The 21,206-nt window shown below is 50.4% G+C and carries 19 protein-coding genes; 11 read left to right on the top strand and 8 right to left on the bottom strand.

Annotation, left to right across the window (positions count from 1 at the left end; all coding sequences use genetic code 11):
* Window positions 1-101: 101 nt before the first annotated feature.
* From parC to ftsP, 3 genes are all read left to right on the top strand, one after another.
* Entirely contained in the window at window positions 102-2,375 is a 2,274-nt protein-coding gene (gene parC / locus EH228_RS06690) for a DNA topoisomerase IV subunit A (RefSeq protein ID WP_152320894.1), read from the top strand.
* A gap of 123 nt (window positions 2,376-2,498) precedes the next feature.
* The gene (locus tag EH228_RS06685; protein WP_152320893.1) at window positions 2,499-3,236 is read left to right on the top strand and encodes a 1-acylglycerol-3-phosphate O-acyltransferase; all 738 of its coding nucleotides are present in this window, start codon (window positions 2,499-2,501) and stop codon (window positions 3,234-3,236) included.
* 105 nt (window positions 3,237-3,341) lie between these two features.
* On the top strand, window positions 3,342-4,757 hold the full coding sequence (gene ftsP, locus EH228_RS06680; RefSeq protein ID WP_152320891.1) for a cell division protein FtsP: 1,416 nt from the start codon (window positions 3,342-3,344) through the stop codon (window positions 4,755-4,757).
* Between the two features lie 88 nt (window positions 4,758-4,845).
* Here the strand turns inward: ftsP and dkgA are convergent, their stop codons facing one another.
* A complete protein-coding gene (gene dkgA, locus EH228_RS06675; RefSeq protein WP_152320890.1) occupies window positions 4,846-5,670 on the bottom strand; it encodes a 2,5-didehydrogluconate reductase DkgA in 825 nt (274 codons plus the stop codon).
* 531 nt (window positions 5,671-6,201) lie between these two features.
* Here dkgA and EH228_RS06670 point away from each other — a divergent pair.
* Entirely contained in the window at window positions 6,202-7,134 is a 933-nt protein-coding gene (locus EH228_RS06670; protein ID WP_152320987.1) for an AraC family transcriptional regulator, read from the top strand.
* A gap of 79 nt (window positions 7,135-7,213) precedes the next feature.
* On the opposite strand, the gene EH228_RS06665 is transcribed toward EH228_RS06670, so the two are convergent.
* Together EH228_RS06665 and metC are read right to left on the bottom strand one after the other, a co-directional pair.
* A complete protein-coding gene (locus EH228_RS06665) occupies window positions 7,214-7,870 on the bottom strand; it encodes a DedA family protein (RefSeq protein WP_152320889.1) in 657 nt (218 codons plus the stop codon).
* An 85-nt stretch (window positions 7,871-7,955) separates the two neighbouring features.
* The gene (gene metC, locus EH228_RS06660) at window positions 7,956-9,164 is read right to left on the bottom strand and encodes a cystathionine beta-lyase (protein ID WP_152320887.1); all 1,209 of its coding nucleotides are present in this window, start codon (window positions 9,162-9,164) and stop codon (window positions 7,956-7,958) included.
* 245 nt (window positions 9,165-9,409) lie between these two features.
* Here metC and exbB point away from each other — a divergent pair, with 245 nt between their 5' ends.
* Window positions 9,410-10,144 carry a tol-pal system-associated acyl-CoA thioesterase gene (gene exbB, locus EH228_RS06655; protein ID WP_152320886.1) on the top strand — a complete coding sequence of 245 codons (735 nt, stop codon included), beginning with the start codon at window positions 9,410-9,412 and terminating at the stop codon, window positions 10,142-10,144.
* A 5-nt stretch (window positions 10,145-10,149) separates the two neighbouring features.
* Window positions 10,150-10,572, top strand: a complete 423-nt coding sequence (exbD, locus tag EH228_RS06650) for a TonB system transport protein ExbD (protein ID WP_152320885.1) — start codon at window positions 10,150-10,152, stop codon at window positions 10,570-10,572.
* Between the two features lie 85 nt (window positions 10,573-10,657).
* Here exbD and tcuC read toward each other — a convergent pair whose 3' ends face one another.
* The gene (gene tcuC / locus EH228_RS06645; protein ID WP_152320884.1) at window positions 10,658-11,980 is read right to left on the bottom strand and encodes an MFS transporter; all 1,323 of its coding nucleotides are present in this window, start codon (window positions 11,978-11,980) and stop codon (window positions 10,658-10,660) included.
* Between the two features lie 316 nt (window positions 11,981-12,296).
* On the opposite strand from tcuC, the gene EH228_RS06640 reads away from it, so the two are divergent.
* Complete coding sequence (locus tag EH228_RS06640) at window positions 12,297-13,721, top strand: aminotransferase-like domain-containing protein (RefSeq protein ID WP_152320883.1); 1,425 nt, start codon at window positions 12,297-12,299, stop codon at window positions 13,719-13,721.
* Between the two features lie 10 nt (window positions 13,722-13,731).
* Here EH228_RS06640 and EH228_RS06635 read toward each other — a convergent pair whose 3' ends face one another.
* Window positions 13,732-14,214: a YlaC family protein gene (locus EH228_RS06635; RefSeq protein ID WP_152320882.1), complete on the bottom strand. Its 483-nt coding sequence runs from the start codon at window positions 14,212-14,214 to the stop codon at window positions 13,732-13,734.
* Between the two features lie 159 nt (window positions 14,215-14,373).
* On the opposite strand from EH228_RS06635, the gene EH228_RS06630 reads away from it, so the two are divergent.
* Both EH228_RS06630 and EH228_RS06625 read left to right on the top strand, forming a co-directional pair.
* Entirely contained in the window at window positions 14,374-15,369 is a 996-nt protein-coding gene (locus EH228_RS06630; RefSeq protein WP_152320880.1) for a lysozyme inhibitor LprI family protein, read from the top strand.
* A gap of 708 nt (window positions 15,370-16,077) precedes the next feature.
* Window positions 16,078-17,079 (top strand): sigma-54 interaction domain-containing protein, encoded by a 1,002-nt coding sequence (locus EH228_RS06625; protein ID WP_152320879.1) that lies wholly within the window; start codon window positions 16,078-16,080, stop codon window positions 17,077-17,079.
* Window positions 17,080-17,262: 183 nt separating this feature from the next.
* Here EH228_RS06625 and flgM read toward each other — a convergent pair whose 3' ends face one another.
* The 3 genes from flgM to EH228_RS06610 all read right to left on the bottom strand — a co-directional run bounded on the left by flgM (window position 17,263) and on the right by EH228_RS06610 (window position 19,059).
* Window positions 17,263-17,529: a flagellar biosynthesis anti-sigma factor FlgM gene (gene flgM / locus EH228_RS06620; RefSeq protein WP_152320878.1), complete on the bottom strand. Its 267-nt coding sequence runs from the start codon at window positions 17,527-17,529 to the stop codon at window positions 17,263-17,265.
* A 161-nt stretch (window positions 17,530-17,690) separates the two neighbouring features.
* Window positions 17,691-18,035: a hypothetical protein gene (locus EH228_RS06615; protein WP_152320876.1), complete on the bottom strand. Its 345-nt coding sequence runs from the start codon at window positions 18,033-18,035 to the stop codon at window positions 17,691-17,693.
* A 94-nt stretch (window positions 18,036-18,129) separates the two neighbouring features.
* Window positions 18,130-19,059 carry a winged helix-turn-helix domain-containing protein gene (locus EH228_RS06610; RefSeq protein WP_152320875.1) on the bottom strand — a complete coding sequence of 310 codons (930 nt, stop codon included), beginning with the start codon at window positions 19,057-19,059 and terminating at the stop codon, window positions 18,130-18,132.
* 817 nt (window positions 19,060-19,876) lie between these two features.
* Between EH228_RS06610 and EH228_RS06605 the strand changes: the two genes are divergently transcribed.
* Window positions 19,877-20,257: a flagellar export chaperone FliS gene (locus EH228_RS06605; protein ID WP_152320874.1), complete on the top strand. Its 381-nt coding sequence runs from the start codon at window positions 19,877-19,879 to the stop codon at window positions 20,255-20,257.
* A 125-nt stretch (window positions 20,258-20,382) separates the two neighbouring features.
* Window positions 20,383-21,081, top strand: coding sequence for a FliA/WhiG family RNA polymerase sigma factor (locus EH228_RS06600; RefSeq protein ID WP_152320873.1), 699 nt, complete (start codon window positions 20,383-20,385; stop codon window positions 21,079-21,081).
* Window positions 21,082-21,206 lie beyond the last annotated feature (125 nt).

The following is a 21,206-nucleotide window of genomic DNA, read 5'->3' as shown; positions in this document are numbered from 1 at the left end:
CACGGTTACCTGTGACAGAACCTGCCTGGATAAGGTACTATCCTCGCCAAACGACCCCGATGTGGCATGCTGATCGCGCCGCGATGTGAGGAACAATAGTAATGAGTGATCTGACGCAGGATGGTGCAGAGCGTCGTGCCCTGCATAAGTTTACGGAAGAGGCCTACCTCAACTATTCCATGTATGTGATCATGGACCGTGCGTTGCCATATATTGGCGATGGTCTGAAGCCGGTTCAACGCCGTATTATCTATGCGATGTCGGAACTGGGCCTGAGCAACAGCGCCAAGTTTAAAAAATCGGCGCGTACAGTCGGTGATGTGCTGGGTAAATACCATCCACACGGCGACAGCGCCTGTTATGAAGCGATGGTGCTGATGGCGCAGCCGTTCTCTTACCGTTACCCGCTGGTAGACGGACAGGGGAACTGGGGGGCGCCGGATGATCCGAAGTCCTTCGCCGCGATGCGTTATACCGAATCCCGCCTGTCAAAATACGCCGAGCTATTGCTGGGGGAACTGGGGCAGGGAACGGTCGATTTTATCCCGAACTTTGATGGTACATTGCAAGAACCGGCGATCCTGCCGGCGCGTCTACCGAACATCTTGCTGAATGGCACCACCGGTATTGCCGTGGGGATGGCCACCGATATTCCACCGCATAATCTGCGGGAAGTGGCGCAGGCGGCGATCAAACTGATCGACGCGCCGAAAACCAGCCTGGATGAGTTGCTGGACATCGTGCAGGGGCCGGATTATCCCACGGAAGCGGAGATCATCACTCCACGTCATGAAATCCGTAAGATCTATCAGAATGGTCGTGGCTCGGTGCGTATGCGGGCCGTATGGAAAAAAGAAGACGGCGATGTGGTCATCACCGCACTGCCGCATCAGGTTTCCGGCGCCCGTGTGCTGGAGCAGATTGCTGCCCAGATGCGCAATAAAAAATTGCCGATGGTGGAGGATTTGCGCGACGAGTCAAACCATGAGAATCCGACGCGTCTGGTGATTGTCCCGCGTTCCAACCGGGTGGATTTGGAGCAGGTAATGAACCATCTGTTCGCCACAACCGATCTGGAAAAAAGCTACCGCATTAACCTCAATATGATTGGGCTGGATAACCGCCCGGCGGTGAAAAACCTGCTGGAGATTATCAGTGAGTGGCTGGTTTACCGGCGTGAGACGGTGCGCCGTCGGTTGAGTTTCCGTCTGGAAAAAGTGCTCAAACGCCTGCATATTCTCGAAGGTTTACTGATTGCGTTCCTTAATATTGATGAAGTGATTCACATCATCCGTAACGAGGACGAACCGAAGCCAGAATTGATCGCGCGCTTTGGTATCAGTGAGACCCAGGCTGAAGCAATCCTTGAGTTGAAATTACGCCACCTCGCCAAACTGGAAGAGATGAAAATCCGGGGTGAACAGGATGAATTGGCGAAAGAGCGTGACCAGTTACAAGGCATCCTGGCTTCCGAACGCAAAATGAACTCGCTGTTGAAGAAAGAACTGCAGGCTGATAGCGAGGCTTATGGTGATGACCGTCGCTCGCCGCTGCGTGAGCGTGAAGAAGCGAAAGCGATCAGCGAAAGCGAACTGGTGCCGTCTGAACCGGTGACTATTGTGTTGTCACAGATGGGCTGGGTACGCAGCGCCAGGGGGCACGATATCGATCCTGCCGGACTGAGTTACAAAGCGGGGGACAGCTTCCGTGCTGCCGCGCGTGGTAAGAGTAACCAGCCGGTGGCGTTTATCGACTCCACGGGCCGCAGTTATACGTTGGATCCGGCCACGCTGCCTTCCGCACGAGGGCAGGGAGAACCACTGACTGGCAAGCTGACGCCGCCACCAGGTGCCGTTATTGAGCAGGTTCTGATGGCCGCCGATGAACAAAAACTGCTGATGGCTTCGGATGCGGGTTATGGTTTTGTCTGTACGTTCAGCGATTTGATTTCGCGTAACCGCGCCGGTAAAGCGTTGCTGAGTTTGCCGCAGAATGCGCAGGTAATGACGCCAATCGCTATCGAGAACGATGATGAAATGTTACTGACGATCACTGCGGCAGGTCGAATGTTGATGTTCCCGGTGGCGGAACTGCCACAACTGGCGAAAGGCAAGGGGAACAAAATCGTTTCCATTCCTTCCGCTCAGGCGGCGTCGGGCGAGGATAAACTGGCGTGGCTGTTACTGTTAGCCCCGCAAACGTCGCTGACTCTGTACGTTGGTAAGCGCAAACTTACCATGAAGTGGGATGACCTGAACAAATTCCGCGCTGAACGTGGACGGCGAGGAACATTGCTGCCGCGTGGCTTGCAGAAGATTGACCGCATTGACGTGGACGCGCCAGCCCGGCAGAAAGCGGCTGACAGCGAAGAGTAATCGACGGGGTAGCGGCAATATCATGTCGCTAACCCGATGAACGGCAGCGTATTTCGTTAATTCAGGATATAATCTCCCCGCTGTCCCGCCTGGGCAGGTTATGAAAGCAATAACGAGGATGTGATGCTCGCAATTTTACGCTTTTTCGTGGTGATTATTTATTCGCTATTGGTGTGTGTATTGGGATGTATATATTGTCTGTTTAGCCCACGTAATCCCCGCCATGTCGCTACTTTTGGTCATCTCTTTGGCTATCTGGCGGTGGTGTTTGGCATCAAAGTTGAGCAGCGAAAACCCGTTGGCGCGGAAAACTTTCCGAATGCTATCTATATTGCCAATCACCAGAATAATTATGACATGGTAACCGCAGCGAATATCGTGCAGCCCACCACGGTGACAGTAGGCAAGAAAAGCCTGCTGTGGATCCCCTTCTTTGGCCTGCTGTACTGGTTGAGCGGTAATTTATTGATTGACCGCAATAACCGTACCAAAGCGCATGGCACTATTAGTGAATTGATCGCGCAATTTCAGAAGAAAAAAATTTCGTTCTGGATGTTTCCGGAAGGGACTCGTAGCCGGGGGCGCGGTTTGTTACCGTTTAAAACCGGTGCCTTCCATGCCGCAATAGCCGCGGGTGTGCCGATTATTCCCGTGGTTATCAGCAATACTCACGACAAAATCAAACTGAACCGGCTGAAAAACGGTTTGGTGATTGTCGAGATGCTGCCGCCTGTGGACCCCAGTGCCTTCGTCGATCAGTCTGTGCGCAAACTGGCGACCCACTGCCGTGAACTGATGGCGGCCAAACTGGAAGAACTTAACGCCGAAGTGGCCGAACGCGAAGCTTCCGGGAAAATATAGTGAGCTAACGCACCGGGTCACAACGGACAACACAGCATTTATCAGGATCATAATAAATGGCTAGCAGCCGGGTCAGCAGGCTGCATTTTCGGTTACGGAGTTTTCATGTCCTTCAGTCGACGTCAGTTTATTCAGGCTTCGGGCATTGCGCTGTGCGCCAGTGCGTTGCCTTCTCGTGCGCTGGCTGCCGGAGCGGGTACCGCTTTACCGGTTCCTCCGTTGGTGGAGTCACGCCGTGGACAGCCTATTTTTCTCACCCTGCAGCGTAGCCACTGGTCATTCACCGATGGCAGTAAAGCGGAGGTTTGGGGGATCAACGGCCTCTATCTTGGGCCGACAGTTCGTGTCTGGAGCGGTGATGACGTCAAACTGATTTACAGTAATCGCCTCGCTGAATCGGTGGCCATGACCGTTGCCGGCCTGCAGGTCCCCGGCGCGCTGGCGGGTGGCGCTCCCCGTTTGATGTCGCCCGGTGTGGACTGGTCGCCGGTGGTACCTGTCCGCCAGGCGGCCGCGACCTGTTGGTATCACGCTAACACACCAAACAAAATGGCGCGGCATGTCTATAATGGGCTGGCCGGTCTGTGGCTGGTGGAAGATGAAATCAGCAAAGCGTTACCGTTGCCAAAACACTACGGCGTGGACGACTTCCCGCTGATTATTCAGGACAAACGGCTCGATAATTTTGGGACGCCGGAATATGAGCAGCCCGACAGCGGCGGTTTTGTAGGTGATACGTTGCTGGTGAATGGTGTGCAGAATCCATTTGTTAATGTTTCACGCGGCTGGGTACGTTTACGCCTGCTGAACGCGTCTAATTCACGGCGTTATCAGTTGCAGATGAATGACAATCGCCCGTTTAACGTTATTGCCAGTGATCAGGGTTTCCTGCCTGCGCCCGTGGCAGTACAGCAGCTTTCTCTGGCACCAGGCGAACGACGGGAGATTCTGGTTGATATGAGCCAGGGTAATGAAGTTTCCATTACCGCTGGCATGGCCGCAGGGATAATTGATCGCCTGCGCGGCTTGTTTGAACCGTCGAGCATTCTGACGTCGACCATGATCCTGACACTGCGTCCGACCGGGTTGTTGCCGCTGGTCACTGATAATCTGCCGATGCGATTGCAGACGGCGCCGTTTATTGACGGCAGCGTCACCCGCACACGGGAATTCCGCCTGGGGGATTCGACGCCGGGCATCAATGGGGCGTTGTGGGATATGAAACGCATTGACACCCTGGTGCAGCAGGGCAGTTTCGAGCGTTGGGTCATTCATGCCGATTTGCCGCAGGCCTTTCATATTCAGGGGGTGATGTTCCTGATTAAAAGCATTAATGGTGCGCAGCCGATGGCCGAGGATCGCGGCTGGAAGGACACTGTTTGGGTCGACGGCAGTGTTGAGCTGTTGGTCTCCTTCACTCAACCGTCATCTGATCACTTCCCTTTCGTTTACTACAGCCAGACTCTGGAAATGGCAGATCGCGGCTCCGCGGGGCAGTTGCAGGTACAGCCCGCGATTTAATCTACAGGGATTAAAGGTAAAAGCCCCGACGGGTATTGTGCGGGGCTTTCAACTCTATTTTATCGTCAGGCTGCCCGTATCCAGCATGTCAGTTGAATTGTTCAGGGTGCGGCCCCAGACGCTTACCGTGGTCCAGGGTCGCAATCTCACTGATTTCCGGTTTTTCGAGGCGGAAATCGAAGACCGCGAAGTTTTCCTCAATGCGCGACGGCGTGACCGATTTCGGGATAACCACCAGTCCGCTATCCAGATGCCAGCGGATCACAATCTGCGCCGGGGTTTTATGGTATTTCTTCGCCAGGTTTTTAATCACTTCCTGATCAAATACCCCTTTACCGCCTTGTGCCAGCGGGCTCCAGGACTCAGTCTGGATATGATGCAGGGCATTCCACGCATGCAGTGCGCGTTGCTGGAACATGGGGTGTAGCTCAATCTGGTTCACCACCGGGATGACGCCGGTTTCATCTATCAGACGTTTCAGGTGCGCCTCCTGGAAGTTGCAGACGCCGATACTTTGGGCCAGACCTTGTTTCTGCAACGCAATCATCGCCTGCCATGCTTCGACATAGTGGTCTTTGGCCGGGCATGGCCAGTGCATCAGATACAGATCGACGCTTGCCAGTTGCAGTTTTTTCAGGCTGGTTTCCAGCGCCTTTTCCGCATTCAACTGGTCGTCATTCCACAATTTGGTGGTGATGAAAATATCATCTCGCGCCACGTCAGTTTCCTGTAACGCCTGACCTATTCCTTCCTCATTTTTGTAGATTGCGGCGGTATCAATGGAACGATAGCCGACCTCCAGCGCCTTAACCGCTGCTTTACGGGCATCATCAATACTGACCTGCCAGACGCCAAGACCGATCTGCGGCATCGTGTTGCCATCGTGGAGTTTAATTACCGGTTGCTCTGCCATGATCCCTCCTTTTCAGCGGATGAACTGGCCCAATGCGCCAGTCAGTGATACTAAGTTTAGTTGAGTTTAGCGGGATGTCGGCTAAAACGAGTCGCGACGCATGGTCCTTTCTGCCATTGGTGATCGTGCTGTACCCTAAATAACTAAAAATGTCATCTTTGTCATGCGGTCATTACTGGCGTGTCGGTAAGATGATGGCGTGCCTGAGGTGCATAAATGGCACCAGAGGTGAACCATCATACAGCGCCTGCTTCCCGGCAGGACGATGGACGGATGAGTCCACCGCGTTAATATTCTCCGGAAACCGGGCAGCGGTTCGCTGACCCTGACCATTACCGAGGATGACCGGGGGGTTAGTTCAACAACGCGTTAACGTTTTTGTCCTGCGCGCTGTTCTGTTTAGGGGATATAGCAGGGGTTAGAATAAGACACATTCCTGCTCTTTTCTTGCCTGTTTCTCCATGAGTCTGGAGGATTGTTGGCGGATCAGGCAGGATGACATCAGACAATTTCTGGGCAAGAGAACTGATTATGGATCGCAATACCCTTTGTACCCGACTTGCCGGCCAGGTTATCAATCTGGTCACTGCGAACGCGTCGTCGATCGCTTCCTTACCCGATATCCGTCTGATTTATGCCAACCAGCCGAGTGGGCGTACGCCAGTATTGTATTCATCTGGGATCGTTATTCTGTTTCAGGGACGGAAAACTGGCTATCTGGGTAACCATGTTTTCCATTATGACGCCACCGAGTACCTGATGCTCACCGTGCCGCTTTCGGTTGAATGCGAAACGTTCGCCACCCCGGAAGAGCCGCTGGCCGGTATTCTGTTAACCGTTGATCCGGTAAAGTTGCAGGATCTGCTGATTGATATCGGTGATGACGACAGCTTCCAGCCTCAGCCGCAAACGCGGGGTATTCACTCTTCACCACTAACCGAAGCGATGCTGGACGCAGCCGGACGTTTGTTGGATGTACTGCAAAATCCGCGGGATACACGCGTTCTGGGGCCACAGATCGTTCGTGAGATCCTCTATCATGTCCTGTTGGGGCCGAGTGGCGGGGCGCTAATGGCGTTGGTCAGCCGGCAGACGCAGTTCAGCCAGATTGCTCGTGCGCTACGGCGTATTGAACACCACTACACTGATAACCTCAGTGTTGAACAACTGGCCGCCGAAGTGAACATGAGCGTATCGGCTTTTCATCACAACTTTAAAGCGGTGACCAGCACCTCGCCGTTGCAGTATCTGAAAAGTTACCGGCTGCATCAGGCGCGAATGTTGATGTTGCATGAAGGGCTGAAGGCCAGTTCGGCGGCAATGCGGGTCGGGTATGAGAGCGCCTCGCAATTCTCGCGTGAATTTAAGCGCTATTTTGGCGTGACGCCGGGAGAAGAGATAACCCGTATGCGTCAGGGCGGTGAGAACTGGCGGAATCTTGTCGGGAGTATCAGCCGTTCATAACGACGCAAACGAAATGTTGTTGTCCACGATCTGACCGGTTGATTGCGGATTTCCGGTCAGTATGCCTTTATTCGGCGTTTTACGAGGATTTGCGACATTTCAGTACCAGCGTGATGCAGCCAATCAGCCCAGTGAACAATAGCCCCAGCGGCAGGAGCATCAGTATCGCCATCACCAAATCTTCATGACGTTTAATAAATGGCACCTGGCTGATGGCATAGCCCAACGAGACCAGTATCCCGACCCATAATACGCCGCTCAGCCAGTTGAATAACTGAAAACGGCCGTTTTTCAAGCCGGAAATTCCCGCCATCGTTGGCAGGATAGTACGGATAAAAGCCAGAAAACGCCCGATGAGCAGAGCCATCAGGCCATGCTGGTGAAACAAATTCCATGCCCGTTGGTGATACTGTGCAGGCAGGTGCATCAACCATTTTTTCACTATCCGCGTATGACCCAGCCAGCGCCCTTGCAGATAGCTGATCCAGCAGCCGAGGCTGGCGGCAAAGGTCAGGATAACCATCGTTGGTACAAATTCCATCACGCCTTTGGCAACCATTGCGCCAGCCAGCAATAGCAGGCTGTCGCCAGGCAGAAAGGAGGTGGGTAACAAACCATTCTCCAGCAGGAGAGTGATAAACATAACGCCATAAACCATCTTAATCACGTCGGGATTGGCCAGCACGGCAAAATCCTGATGCCACAGTGCACGCACAATCTCGTGTAAAACTGCCATGTCATATCCCGTTTACTGCATTAATTTGATGATGGTACTGATAAGCCACTCACCATACTGTGAGCGTCGAGGCGTCTGGCACGGTTTATTTTTCTCTGCCCGGTCCGCGTGTCAGACGGGCAAAACCGGCCGCCAGGTCGGCAATCAGATCGTCAACATTTTCCAGCCCGATATGTAACCTCACCAGTGTACCGCTGAAGTTGATTCCGCCTGCCGGTCGAATAGCGGCCAGCTCTTCCGGCTGATTGGCCAGGATCAGCGACTCATAGCCACCCCATGAGTAAGCCATGCTGAAGTGTTCGAAATGATCGAGATACTCAGCCAGTTGCGCCTCGCTCAGCCGGTTTTTTAACACAAAAGAGAATAATCCGCTGCTGCCGGTAAAATCGCGTTTCCAAAACTGATGCCCCTGACATTGCGGTAGCGCTGGATGATTCACCAGAGCCACTTCTGGCCTCTCCGCCAGCCAGTTTGCCACTCTCAGGCCGCTTTCTTCATGCTGGCGCAGGCGCACGGCCAGTGTTCTCAGGCCACGACTGGTCATATAAGCGGTATCAGCGTCGACCATCTGACCCATCAGGTATGAATTTTCACGCAATTGCGCCCAGCAGCGCTCATTGGCGACCGCCGTACCGATCATCGCATCGGAATGGCCAATCAGGTATTTGGTCCCTGCCTGAATGGAAATATCGATACCGAATGCCAACGCGGGAAACAGTATTCCGGCGGCCCAGGTATTATCAATCATAATGATGGCTTCAGGCGCTTTACGGCGTACAGCGGCGACAATAGCTGGAATATCCTGTACTTCCATGGTTATCGAGGCGGGCGATTCAAGGAACACCACCCGGGTATTCGGTTGAATCAGTTGCGCAATATCTTCGCCGATACCGTGATCGAACCAGGTGGTGGAGACGTTCATTTTAGTGAGGATTTTAGTGCAGAAGTCTTGTGTTGGTTCGTAGACTGACCCCGCCATCAACACGTTGTCGCCAGAGGAGACGAAGGCGAGGATGGCATTAGTGACCGCCGCAGCGCCACAAGGATACAATGCACAACCTGCGCCGCCTTCCAACTCGGTCATGGCTTCCTGCAACGAAAAGTGGGTGAGTGTGCCGCGACGACCATAGAACAGTTCGCCATTCGCCCGACCTGCGGTGGCGCGTTTTTTTTCGGCAACGCTGTCAAAAACCAGTGAAGAGGCGCGTTGGATAACGCTGTTCACGGATCCCTGGGTATATCGTTTACGACGTCCGACCGTAATCAGCGCCGTTTCAATGTGTTTACTGGTCATCAGATACTCTGTTAGCAGATAGCGGTTATTGCTTAACGTTAACACGGCAGGCGATGGCGTGACATTGGTTAACCCACCAGGTGACAAAGATTACGCCAAAAAAGCGTAAACCGGCAACAAAGCGGAAAGAGTGTAAAAATTGGCAAGTTGTGGGTAAATAGTAATGATAACTACTATCAATTCGTCATTGATTTGGTATGATCCACTCTGGTTTTTTGCTATCCCTTTTCCGTTGGAGAGACAGCGTGACGAATGATTTGATGCAGACGGATCTCTCCGTCTGGGGTATGTACCACCATGCGGACATCGTGGTTAAAGTGGTCATGATTGGTCTGTTGCTGGCGTCGGTTGTGACCTGGGCGATTTTCTTCAGCAAAAGCGCAGAACTCAGCGCGGCGAAACGTCGTCTGAAGCGCGAACAACTGGCACTGGCGGATGCCCGTTCTTTGCAGGACGCGGCAGAGACCTGTGCGACCTTTAAAGACAATAGTCTGACTACGCAACTGCTGAAAGAAGCGGAAAATGAGCTGCAACTGTCGGCAGGTTCGGAAGACAACGCCGGCATTAAAGAGCGCACCGCTTTCCGCCTGGAGCGCCGGGTGGCTTTTTTCAGTCGCCATGTAGGGCGGGGTAACGGTTTTCTGGCAACAATTGGCGCCATTGCGCCTTTTATCGGGCTGTTCGGTACCGTATGGGGCATTATGAACAGCTTCATTGGCATTGCCCAGACGCAGACCACCAACCTGGCGGTGGTGGCACCGGGTATCGCTGAAGCATTGTTGGCGACCGCTATCGGTCTGGTTGCGGCCATTCCGGCGGTGGTTATTTATAACGTGTTTGCCCGATGGATTGGCAACTATAAAGCGATGTTAGGCGATGTGGCGGCTCAGATAATGCTGCTGCAAAGTCGTGATTTGGACCTGGCTATCAGTAATGGTGCGCAGTGTTCGCCAGCAGCTCAAAAACTGCGGGCAGGATAAGCATCATGGCAATGCGTTTAAATGAAGATCTCGATAGCAACGGCGAAATGCATGAAATTAACGTTACGCCGTTTATCGACGTTATGTTGGTGTTGTTGATTATCTTTATGGTCGCCGCACCGCTGGCAACCGTTGATATTCGCGTTAATCTGCCTGCTTCAACCAGTGCGCCTCAGCCGAGACCTGAAAAACCGGTTTATCTCTCTATCAAGGCAGATAAGCAGCTATTTATTGGCAACGACGCAGTTACCGCAGACTCACTGATTGCAACGCTGAACGATCAGACTCAGGGTAATAAAGAGACCACCATTTTCTTCCAGGCTGACAAGTCGGTGGATTACGAAACGCTGATGGGGGTGATGGATAAACTGCGCCAGGCGGGATACCTGAAAATTGGGCTAATGGGAATGGAAACCACCAGTAAGTAATTCTGCCCCGACTTGCCGTTTAATACCGTATAGAAAGCCCCTTTCGGGGCTTTCTATACGGTATCACAAGGGGGCATCGTAGAGACTATATTTGTTGCCCCGCCGGGACTCCGGCATGTTTCGCCTGATACTGGCGGAGCAAGCGTTTGATAACCATGGTGCCAATCAATCCACAGACGGCGGAGAAGGTCAGCCAGACGCCCGGCATCGCTTTATCACCGGTGACATGGATCAGGTAGCTGGAAATCGCTGGGGTGAAGCCGCCAAACAGCGCAGTCGCCAGACTATAAGCCAGTGAGAATCCGGTGGCCCGCACTTCCGCAGGCATCACTTCAGCCAGATAAACCACCATCGCACCGTTGTAGCTGGCATAAAGAAATGACAGCCACAGTTCGGCCTCCAGCAAGTGAGTGAAGGTTGGAGAACTGACCAGCCAGCGTAGCACCGGCCATGCGGTGGCAATCATCAGCACGGAAAACAAAATTAACAGCGGACGACGGCCATAGCGGTCGGACACAGTCCCCATGATGGGGAGCCAGATCAGGTTTGACAGGCCAATGCACAGCGTGACGAAGAAGCTCTGTTTATCGCTCATCATCAACACGGTTTTACCAAAGGTCGGGGTAAAGGCGGTTATCATATAGAACATGACCGTGGTGGTGACCACCATCAGCATTCCAGCCAGCACCAGTGCCCAGTTACTGGCAACCGAACGGACAATCTGTTTCATTGACGGGTGAACTTTACGCTGGCTGAATGCCGCAGTTTCCTGCAACATGCTTCTGACCCAGAACAGGAACGGTACAATCATACAACCGATCACGAATGGGATCCGCCAGCCCCACTCGGTGATCTGGTTTTTATCCAGCCAGTGGTTAATCGTCAGGCCAAGCAGCGCGGCGAAAATCACCGAAACCTGCTGGCTACCTGACTGCCAACTGACAAAAAAACCTTTGCGGTTTTTCGGCGCAATTTCGGCGAGATAGACCGAGACGCCACCCAGTTCAACCCCGGCAGAGAGTCCCTGCAACAGGCGGCCCAGCAGAATCAGAATCGGCGCGGCGGGCCCAAGCGTATTGTAACCGGGGACAAGGGCGATGGTCAGTGTCCCGATCGCCATCAGACCCAACGTCAGCAGCAACCCTTTGCGACGGCCGTGATGGTCAATGTAGGAGCCGAGAATGATCGCGCCGAGCGGACGCATCAGGAAGCCTGCGCCAAAGGTCATCAGCGTCAGCATCAGGGAAGCAAACGGATCATCGCCGGGGAAAAAGGTGTTGGCAATGGCGGAGGCATAATAACCAAACACCATAAAGTCATACATCTCCAGGAAGTTACCACTGGTGACGTTGAAGATGGTTTTGGCACTGCTCTGAGGTTTGTTAGAGGAAGAAGTGGCCACAGTCATACGACATCCTTTAGGTTTTTCTTCCCTTTTAGCCTGAGCAGGTCGGATTTAATGTGATGATGGTCACCGTTGATAAGGTGTATTCCATTCACATTGGTAACAAAAAATTAACAGAATCAACGCTGGTGCAGGAAAGACTCTTTTATCGTCGTTATCGTCAGCAACTTTAGCGACCAGGCGCCTGAACATAAAAAGGGGATTTACTCCAGGAACAACACATTGATGATTTAACTATTTTTCTGCCGCCAGATGCTGTTCAATCGGTGGGCGCTCTCTATAATAATGGCTCAAGTTTAGCGGCGGAACGATCATCGTTTTGGCAAAATACCAGCAGTTAATTGATCAAATCCAACAGCAGATTTCGACGGAGATCTGGTTGCCGGGTGAAAAACTCCCTTCACTACGTGAACAGGTCTCATTGAGTAGTATGAGCCTGATGACGGTGATGCATGCTTATCAGGTGTTGGAGAGCCAGGGCTGGATCCAGTCCAGACCACAGTCTGGTTACTATGTTGCCCCGCGCGCGGAGTTTCTCAACCAGCCTGCCAGCCACCAGAAGGTGCAACTGGCAGAGTCGGTGGATATAAACGCCTTTATCTTTGATGTCCTGCAGGCCTGCCGTGATCCGCACATTATACCTTTTGGCTCAGCCTTTCCTGATCCCGGACTCTTTCCCCAGCGTCAATTAATGCGCTCGCTGGCGACGGTTTCCCATACCCTCAAACCTGCGGATGCTCTGAATAATCTGCCTCCCGGCAATGAAGCGTTGCGTAAAACGCTGGCGCAGCGCTATGCCCTGCAAGGCATTCAGGTTTCTCCCGATGAAATCGTTATCACCAATGGTGCAATGGAAGCGCTGAATCTGAGTATGCAGGCGGTTACCGAACCGGGAGACTGGGTGGCGATTGAGAACCCTTGCTTTTATGGCGCGCTACAGGTCATTGAGCGGCTGAAGCTGAAGGCGGTGGCGATTGCCACCGATCCACAGTACGGTATGGATCTGGCGGAGCTGTCAAGAGCTCTGGGCCGCTGGCCGATCAAAGCCTGCTGGGTGATGACTAATCAGCAAAATCCGGTCGGTTGTACGCTGAGTAAAGAGAAGAAGCAGCAGTTGGTGACGTTGCTGGAGCAGCACCAGGTGATGCTCATTGAGGATGATGTTTACAGCGAACTTTATTTCGGCAGCGAGAAACCGCTGCCTGCCAAAGCGTTTGATCGCGACAATCGTGTGCTGCATTGCTCGTCGTTTTCGAAAAATCTGGTTGCGGGTTTTCGTGTTGGGTGGGTGGCCGCCGGTAAACATGCCCAGCGTATTCAGCGCCTGCAGTTAATGAGCACGCTTGCCACCAGCGCGCCCATGCAGTTGGCGCTGGCTAACTATCTTGGTACGCGTAGTTATGACAGTCATCTGCGCCGATTGCGTCAGCAACTGGAACAGCGCAAAAATCAGGCGCGATCTTCGCTGAAGCGCCACTTGCCTGCGACGGCGCGGATTAACGATTCGCAGGGCGGTTATTTCCTGTGGATTGAGTTACCCCGACAAATCAATACCACCGAACTTTATTACCGTGCGCTGCAACACAATATCAGCATCGCGCCCGGTAAGATGTTTTCTTCCGGGGAGCAGTACGCCAACTATTTTCGCTTTAACACCGCGTGGTCATGGGGAGAAGCGCAGGAAGCGGCGGTGGCGAAACTCGGTGGGTTGATCAGTGATATGCTGGCGGGCCGCTCGGACTGACCCACAGAACTCAGACGCTGGAGGCGGATTGCTGTCCCCAGGCGAGATGGTAGACATCATAAAAGTCCACTTCGCCTTTCAGTGATAACAGCTTTTCTATGCCATGTTTGATGTTATCCGGCACCTCATTGCTGGACAATATATCCTGAATTGCTTTTTCGGACAGGGTACGCACGTAATACCACTCACCGTTGTAGCAGACGCGCAGGTCCAGTGCATCGATATCTTCAAAACGATAGCGGGGGTTGACATCCAGTAGCATCAGGCCGCTCATCAGTAGCACGAAGCCAGTGGCACCCCAGAAGGCCGGCCAGCCCAGAAACTCAGTGGTAAAAATGAGCGCCGCAGTAAGCGCATAACAGACGTACATTGAAGCCCACAGGCCAGGATGATTTTTCAGAAAGGCAAGGCTGAGACGCGGTTTGTTATCGCGTTGTTCTTCACGGTTCAGCGTGTCAATTTCGCGTAGCAGGATCTGTTTGACGTATTCCATGGTCGATCTCCCAACTGATACTGCTCACAGTTAATCATAAATAGTTAATTAGTAGCAGACACAATTTGCGTAAATAAGACTATAACAGTTGTGCTGAAATCGGGTATTTCCAACGCGTTAAGGATATAATTTTTTTTACGAGCCAGATGACATAAGGAAATGATGAAACAGGTACAAAGAAGCATCCTTTTTATCGCTGTGATCAGTTGTGTTTTTCCCGTGTTGGCCATCGACTGTGATAAAGCCTCCAGCATTGTGGAGAATACCATTTGCGATACCCCTCAACTGTTCTGGCTTGACGGGCTGCTGAACGAAACATATCGCAAGACGATGATGGCTGAGGAGACTAATAGCGCGGTTCAACGTATGCAGCTGTGGCAGCGTTCGCGAGATGCCTGTACCACGAACCGTTGTCTGCGCTGGGCTTACCTGCAAGGACTCAGTGAGTTATATCATGTGCCGGAAACGTTTAGCTGGAATGGGGTTTGGTGGAATACTTCTGCCACCAATGGCAATGGTGGAAAAATTACTATCAGTAACGCCAATGAATGGGCGTTCGATTTTACCGGGCAAGTGTGGAGTGGCGTTTATAAATCGACTCTGCGCGGTAACGTAAGGATATATAAAGGACAAGGGTTCACCGACCGCATTGCCTGGGGGGGGAAATGTACTGTGCTGTTTATCCCGCGTCAGGATGGCAAGCTGGAGATCAACAGCGATAAGATGGGCAGTTGTAAGCTGCTGATGCCGGGTAACATGAGTATTGATGGCGAGTATGAGAAGGCGGTCAGCGATCCGCGCCCGGCGGCCACGTTGTTATCTTTAGGCGTGTTTCCATCCCAAACGCTGGATGACCGTTTCCGTCAACTGGCCGACAAAGACTACCAGCAGTATGTTCGCGTAGCGAACAATGTACGCTACGTGGAAGATCAAGATGATATGGGGGCGACGGTGCTGATATTATCGTTGAAAGGGGCCGCCAATCGATATGCTGCGATAGTGATGTATACATCAACAGGTAAAATCTGGGCGATGCTGGTGACTCCGGATGACAGCCAGGAAAATAGCATACAGCTTAGCTACATCACCACCGAAAAAGGGGAGACAACGCTGCCGAAAACGCTGACCAATTGGCGTAATTTATTCCTGAATTAAAGTGACGTCTGACCATCATTGTCTAACCTTTTCTCCAGTGACAGGCGCGATGATGCATCAATTCATCGCAAGCATGTGCGGAATCTTCAGTGTTCACTGTAGTCATAGAAGGCTGTTTATGTTGACTATTTATTGTGAATCACCGCCCATTTGAGCATGATTGATAAAATTTTTCGGGAAAAATGTTCTCGTTTATCCATGGTTATATTTTCAATCATTATAATAATGGGCAGTGGAGTGATTAATCTGTAATGGCATTATCTCAGAATACTCATCCATGATGATGAGTGCTGATGATGCTCTTGTTAAGACGAACCGCGCTATCCGCAATAATTTGTTTTGTAGGCAAAAGTACAATTAATGCACAGGGTGGCGGTATTTTTTTGGGGATATATCTGAATGGTAAATGGTCATTTCCCTGGGGCGTTTTTTTTATTTTCACCAGCACTGTTTGTTCTGAATTCCTTCTGAAAATATATATTTGGTGGTTTTTCAGGTGGGGTGTTAAGTGGTTTTTGATTATTAATTTATTATTAATCACCTTAATGCGCACCCCTGAAATTGTACAACTAATTGATTTTATTGGAATTATTTTTTAATATCCTAATAAAGATAAAAAAAATAAAGGAAAAAAGTATAATTGTTTTATTCCTGGTTACCACTGGATGTAATTTTCAAACAAAGTATTAACACATGAGAGTCAGCAGAATGGAAATGAACAGGAAAATTTCTGGTTGTATCGAATATGATTTTGTTGCGCATTCTCCTACTAGCGTGAATTTATTATCACTGGCAAGACGGTTGGCTAAGTTTAATGTCCCTGTGTTGATAACCGGTGAAACAGGTACAGGTAAAGAGTGCGTCGCAAAGTATATTCATCATTATTCCTTTGGTAATGACGCTCCCTATGTTGGTGTGAATTGTGCAGCCATTCCTGAAAATATGCTGGAAGCGATTTTATTTGGTTACGAGAAGGGCGCGTTTACCGGCGCGATTAACAGCCAACCCGGCAAGTTTGAACAGGCTAATGGCGGTACGTTGTTACTGGATGAAATTGGCGATATGCCGTTGTCGTTGCAGGTTAAGTTGTTGCGTGTATTGCAGGAAAAATGCGTGGAACGGTTAGGTAGTCATAAATCCGTACCACTGAATATCCGTCTGATCGCCTCGACCAACAAAGATCTGGAAGTAGAGGTTGCCGAAGGGCGATTCCGTCAGGATCTGTTTTACCGTATTTCTGTTGTACCCGTTCACATCACCCCGCTGCGGGAAAGAGCGGAAGACATTATTCCTCTGACTGAACGATTTATTCAGAAATATCGATCATTGTCCACCACAACACCTCACCTGACTGAACAGGCGCGACGCGCGCTACTTTCATACGACTGGCCAGGTAATGTCCGTGAACTGGAAAACGCCGTCCAGCGAGCCCTGATCATGTCCGATAGCGGCGCACTGGATAGCAATAGTTTGGGGCTGAAGGCACCGTTGTCGGCAGATTGTAGCTCTGAACGGCCTGAATACAGTGATGAAAGCCCAATCAAACAGTGCGGCAAGATGGCGGAATTTCAATATATCACCGACCTGCTTAAGCGCCATCAGGGCAATAAATCTCAGACGGCTGCTTTTCTCGGCATCACTCCGCGTGCACTACGTTACCGGCTTGCCAGTATGCGGGAGCAGGGCTTTGATCTCAGTTGTTCATCTTGATGACCGGGGATAGGCTGGATTAGTATCGCTGATGGGCCTGACGGCACTGAGCGCCCGCAATCTGGCGATACATGGCTGACGGAAAGAAGCAGACCCATCCCTGAGCCTTAAATTTTATCGGTATACCTTGCTCCGGCAGATTTTACTGTGTGTGGAGACGATGAACCTGTCGGTCATGCCAGCTTATCGGCGGTAGTAATCCATCATGGCACCTGCCAGTGAGGCGCTGTCCAGAGACAATTCGCCGTTTCTGATCGCCGCCTGCATGGTATAAACCCGCTCAGTATCTACCTCTGGCATGGCGTGCAGCGCTTGCTGAGGCTGGTTGATGACATCGGTTGGCAACAGGGAAGCCGGGGTTTTCTGCGTGGTTTTCCCCACCGCTCCGGCAAATACATTATTAAGTGGGCTGCCACATTGCATCATATATTCTGCTAGAATCTTCATCATTTGTTGCTGCTCTATAAAAGGGTAAGAAAATCTACTCTCCTATAAGAGCGACCCTGCCAGACAGAACTTTACGTTCGGAATAAAAAAAATTACGCCCATTTTTCCTCTTCGTCGTCGCGAGTGAGCAGGGACTGTAACGTGCCTGTGCATCCGAACATTCGCTAAATATGGTTGACTATCATCCCGGTAGGGGTGAGGGTCACCTTGCCTCCCGGACTGGACAGCCTGATCAGCATGATATCACCATGTTCAAGATAACCCAGGGTGTTGGTTAACAGCAGGTTAGCATTGCTTTTTGAGGTAAATATGGGCTCATAACTATAAATTTTCCCCTGGAGGGTCACTTTTTTCAGCGCCATGTTCAGCTTTATTTGCAAGTGGTTGTCGTCAGGATTCCGTAGTTTTAGCTCAATGTTATTGCCATTGATATGAAAATGAACGTTATATAACTCACTGTTATTAGACAATAAGTCGTAATAGCCTAGTTGAATATTCAGTTTGTTCATTTCATTGCTGAACAGTTTGGAATTTTTTGGATACGATACATAAAGCGTTTTGAGTACCGTACAACTGATTAACAATAATGTCAGAATCATCAGACTAATTGATACAATTCTCCATTTCATTTATTTTTCGCTCTGTTTCCCGGTAAATTAAGGCATTAAGTTGTGAATTATCGCTGCGAAATTGTGCGATCTTCATCGCCAACTGGCGGCGATCACAGCGGTTGGTAATCACTATCGTGTAATTTAAAGCGCTGGCCGTGACCAGGTAAAACACCTTCATTTCAGCCTGTTTTACTCTGAGCAGGGTGTTTAATTCTGTTAGCGCAGGGGCGAGCAGTTTATTGATATCTTCCGTCAGGCTCAGAGGGTCATTACTGTGCGCCAGAGTATAAAGATGAATATGACTGTAGATACCGGAACTCTGTTCGACCATTTTATTTTCCTGACGGGATGAACTGGTGATGGCCAGCAGACCCACAACCAGTGACAGCAGGAGACCCTGCGCCAGACTCATCCAGCGCCAGAAATGTTCACGTTTCCCATCTCGTTTCTGTGTCCGATGGGGGATAACCTGTTGTGGTGCGTGTTGCCCTGGATGATTGTCGGGGCTGACTGCTGTATGCAGTGATAAAGGTGACTTATTTTCACGGCTTTCCTCTGCTGTTGGCTCTTCTCCCTCGTTCTTCTCCTGCTTATCCAGGTGAAACTGACAAAACTCTGTTTCCAGAATGTAGCCTTTTTTGGGGATCGTTTTGATGATGCGCTGCTGTTTCCCATTGTCTTCCAGCGCTACGCGCAGGGCATGAATGGCATTAGGCAGGCTGTTATTACCGATAACCCGGCGTTCCCAGACCAGCGAATTCAATTCTTCGCGGGTGAAGATTTTACCCGCGTTCTGTACCAGTACGATCAGCAGTTTGAGTTGATATTCGCCCAGACGGCGCCGCTCACCGGTCAACTGATGGATCAGCGAACTGGACGAGATATCAATTAGCCAGTGGTGAATAACACAGTGTGAGATCATAGAAGGATTGACACTTTTTCTAACCGGAAATTAGGTGACGATGTTTTCATTATTCCAGTTTTATTATTCAACTGGTAGTGTAATAAGCACTTCCTTCTTTCTAAACTATTTTTATTTTATTTTTTTTGTTCTTTTTATATTGATAGTTAGTATCAGATTACTCTCTTGTTGTTAATTAAAATCCATTGTGTTGTTTTTTATTAACATTTTTCTCATTTTCTTTACCAGAACATGTTTATTCCGTCCGGCGGATTTCATCCTTTTTATGGTCTTTTATAACCAGATTGTTATCACCGCCACTCTTTATAACCTTTTATTTGTCGTGTCTTTATCTGGATGATTTTTCAGCCATACCACTTGTCGCGATAATATATAAAATTATTATAATTCAATGCATTAGTCATATTTCATGATCAGCTTTCAGCGACTCTGCGGCGGGTGATCGTGCTGACTGGCAACATTGCCATCCTCCTGTAAGCATAATCTGAACACTCTGGATAAGAGCGTTCTGAGTATACGGAATAACCAACTTATTTTCTTTGCCGACCGCGTTTATTAAGCGGTGCTTTTTTTCCTCCTGCAAACTTCCTTCTTTCCGTTAAGGGGGAAGTTTTGTTTCCGCATAAAATCATCAACCTATTGAATAACAAAGATTTTAAGTTCTGGCCCGAACCTTGCTATTTAAGGGGAAACCACCTCTTTATCGCCAGGGTGAGGACTTACCTCTCGGGAAGCACAAATCAATAAAATGCGAATAAGGCCCCACCGTCAGTCGCGATGAAGAAACCAAATTATTTAAGAAAAAAGGATCGCGAGAATGAGAAGAACAGATAACGACTTGATTCAGAATCAGGACGCTGATCTGGCTGTTCGCCCAGTCGCATCCGCGTTATATCAACAACGGATGCTGTGCGCCGGCCTGTTGGATGAGTTGACTCGTGCTAAGGGACATTTTCAGGCCCGATGTTATACGCGTATGGCTGACAGCCTCAACAAAGGCATTGACCTTCTTAATACGCTGACCAGCGCGTTGGACTTTGAAAACGGTGGCGAGTTAGCGCTGCGTTTAGCTTGCTTGTATGACTACTGCGTTTATCGCCTGTACGACGCCAGCCATCAACGGTCCATTGAACGGATTAAAGAGGTGGAAGAGATCTTAGGTTCAATCCAGGAAAACGGGGAAGGGATCGAAGCGTAATGGGACAGCATATTTTACAGCGGGTCATCGTGGAGAGGATGAACAACGACAAGCCGGATTTTGCGGAAAGGGATATGCCGGTAACTTTTAACGATCTTACTTTTTTAAAAAAGGGGCTTTAAGTAATGGCACATCAGGAAATATTTAACGAACTTCTCACGCTTAATTCGGCAGAAGAAAGTCATTACCTGCAGCAATGGCTTCCGTTGGTGAAACGTATTGTCCGTCAGTTGGCGCCACAGGCCAACAGTATGATGGATCGCGATGATATTGAGCAAATTGCACTGATGGGGTTGCTTGAAGCCCTGCGCCGCTATGGTCATCCTGACGAGCAGTTCGCGGGTTATGCTACACAGCGTATTCGCGGTGCGGTACTGGATCAATTTCGCCAGCACGACTGGCGCCCACGTGGACTGCGACAGAAAACCCATAAGATGAATGATGCTATTCGGGTTCTGTCTCGTCAGTTAGGGCGCGAGCCTTCGCCGGAAGAAATTTGCCAACAGATAGGTATCACCGCTGAGGATTATCAGGAATATCTGTTGCTGGATAATGCCGGAACGATGGAAAGTTTTGATGTACTGCTTTCTGGTGACCTGAAGGGTAGTGCGTTCGCAGGCCGGCGTCTGGAAGAAGAAATTGAAACGCAGCGTACCTTGGCAAGTGCTATCGACACGCTTGATGAACGTGAAAAAATCATCCTCAACCTTTATTACCAGCAGAACATGAGCCTGAAAGAGATTTCACTGGTATTGGGATTAACCGAAGCCCGGGTTTGCCAGCTTAACAAGCGTATCGGTGAAAAAATTAAAGCATTCTTTTAAGTGTATTAGCTCAGACCTGATCTGACAGTTACCGGTTATTTATACAGGTATCTGTCAGGTTACATCTGGCTCAGGGCTGGAGCATACTTTGTTAAATTTCTTTAACAAAACCAAACATCATCAAT

The organism is Erwinia endophytica, from assembly GCF_009295515.1.
GTDB classification, from domain to species: domain Bacteria; phylum Pseudomonadota; class Gammaproteobacteria; order Enterobacterales; family Enterobacteriaceae; genus Erwinia; species Erwinia endophytica.
The sequence above is the reverse complement of the archived record's forward strand: the minus strand, read 5'-3'. Positions and strand labels throughout refer to the sequence as shown.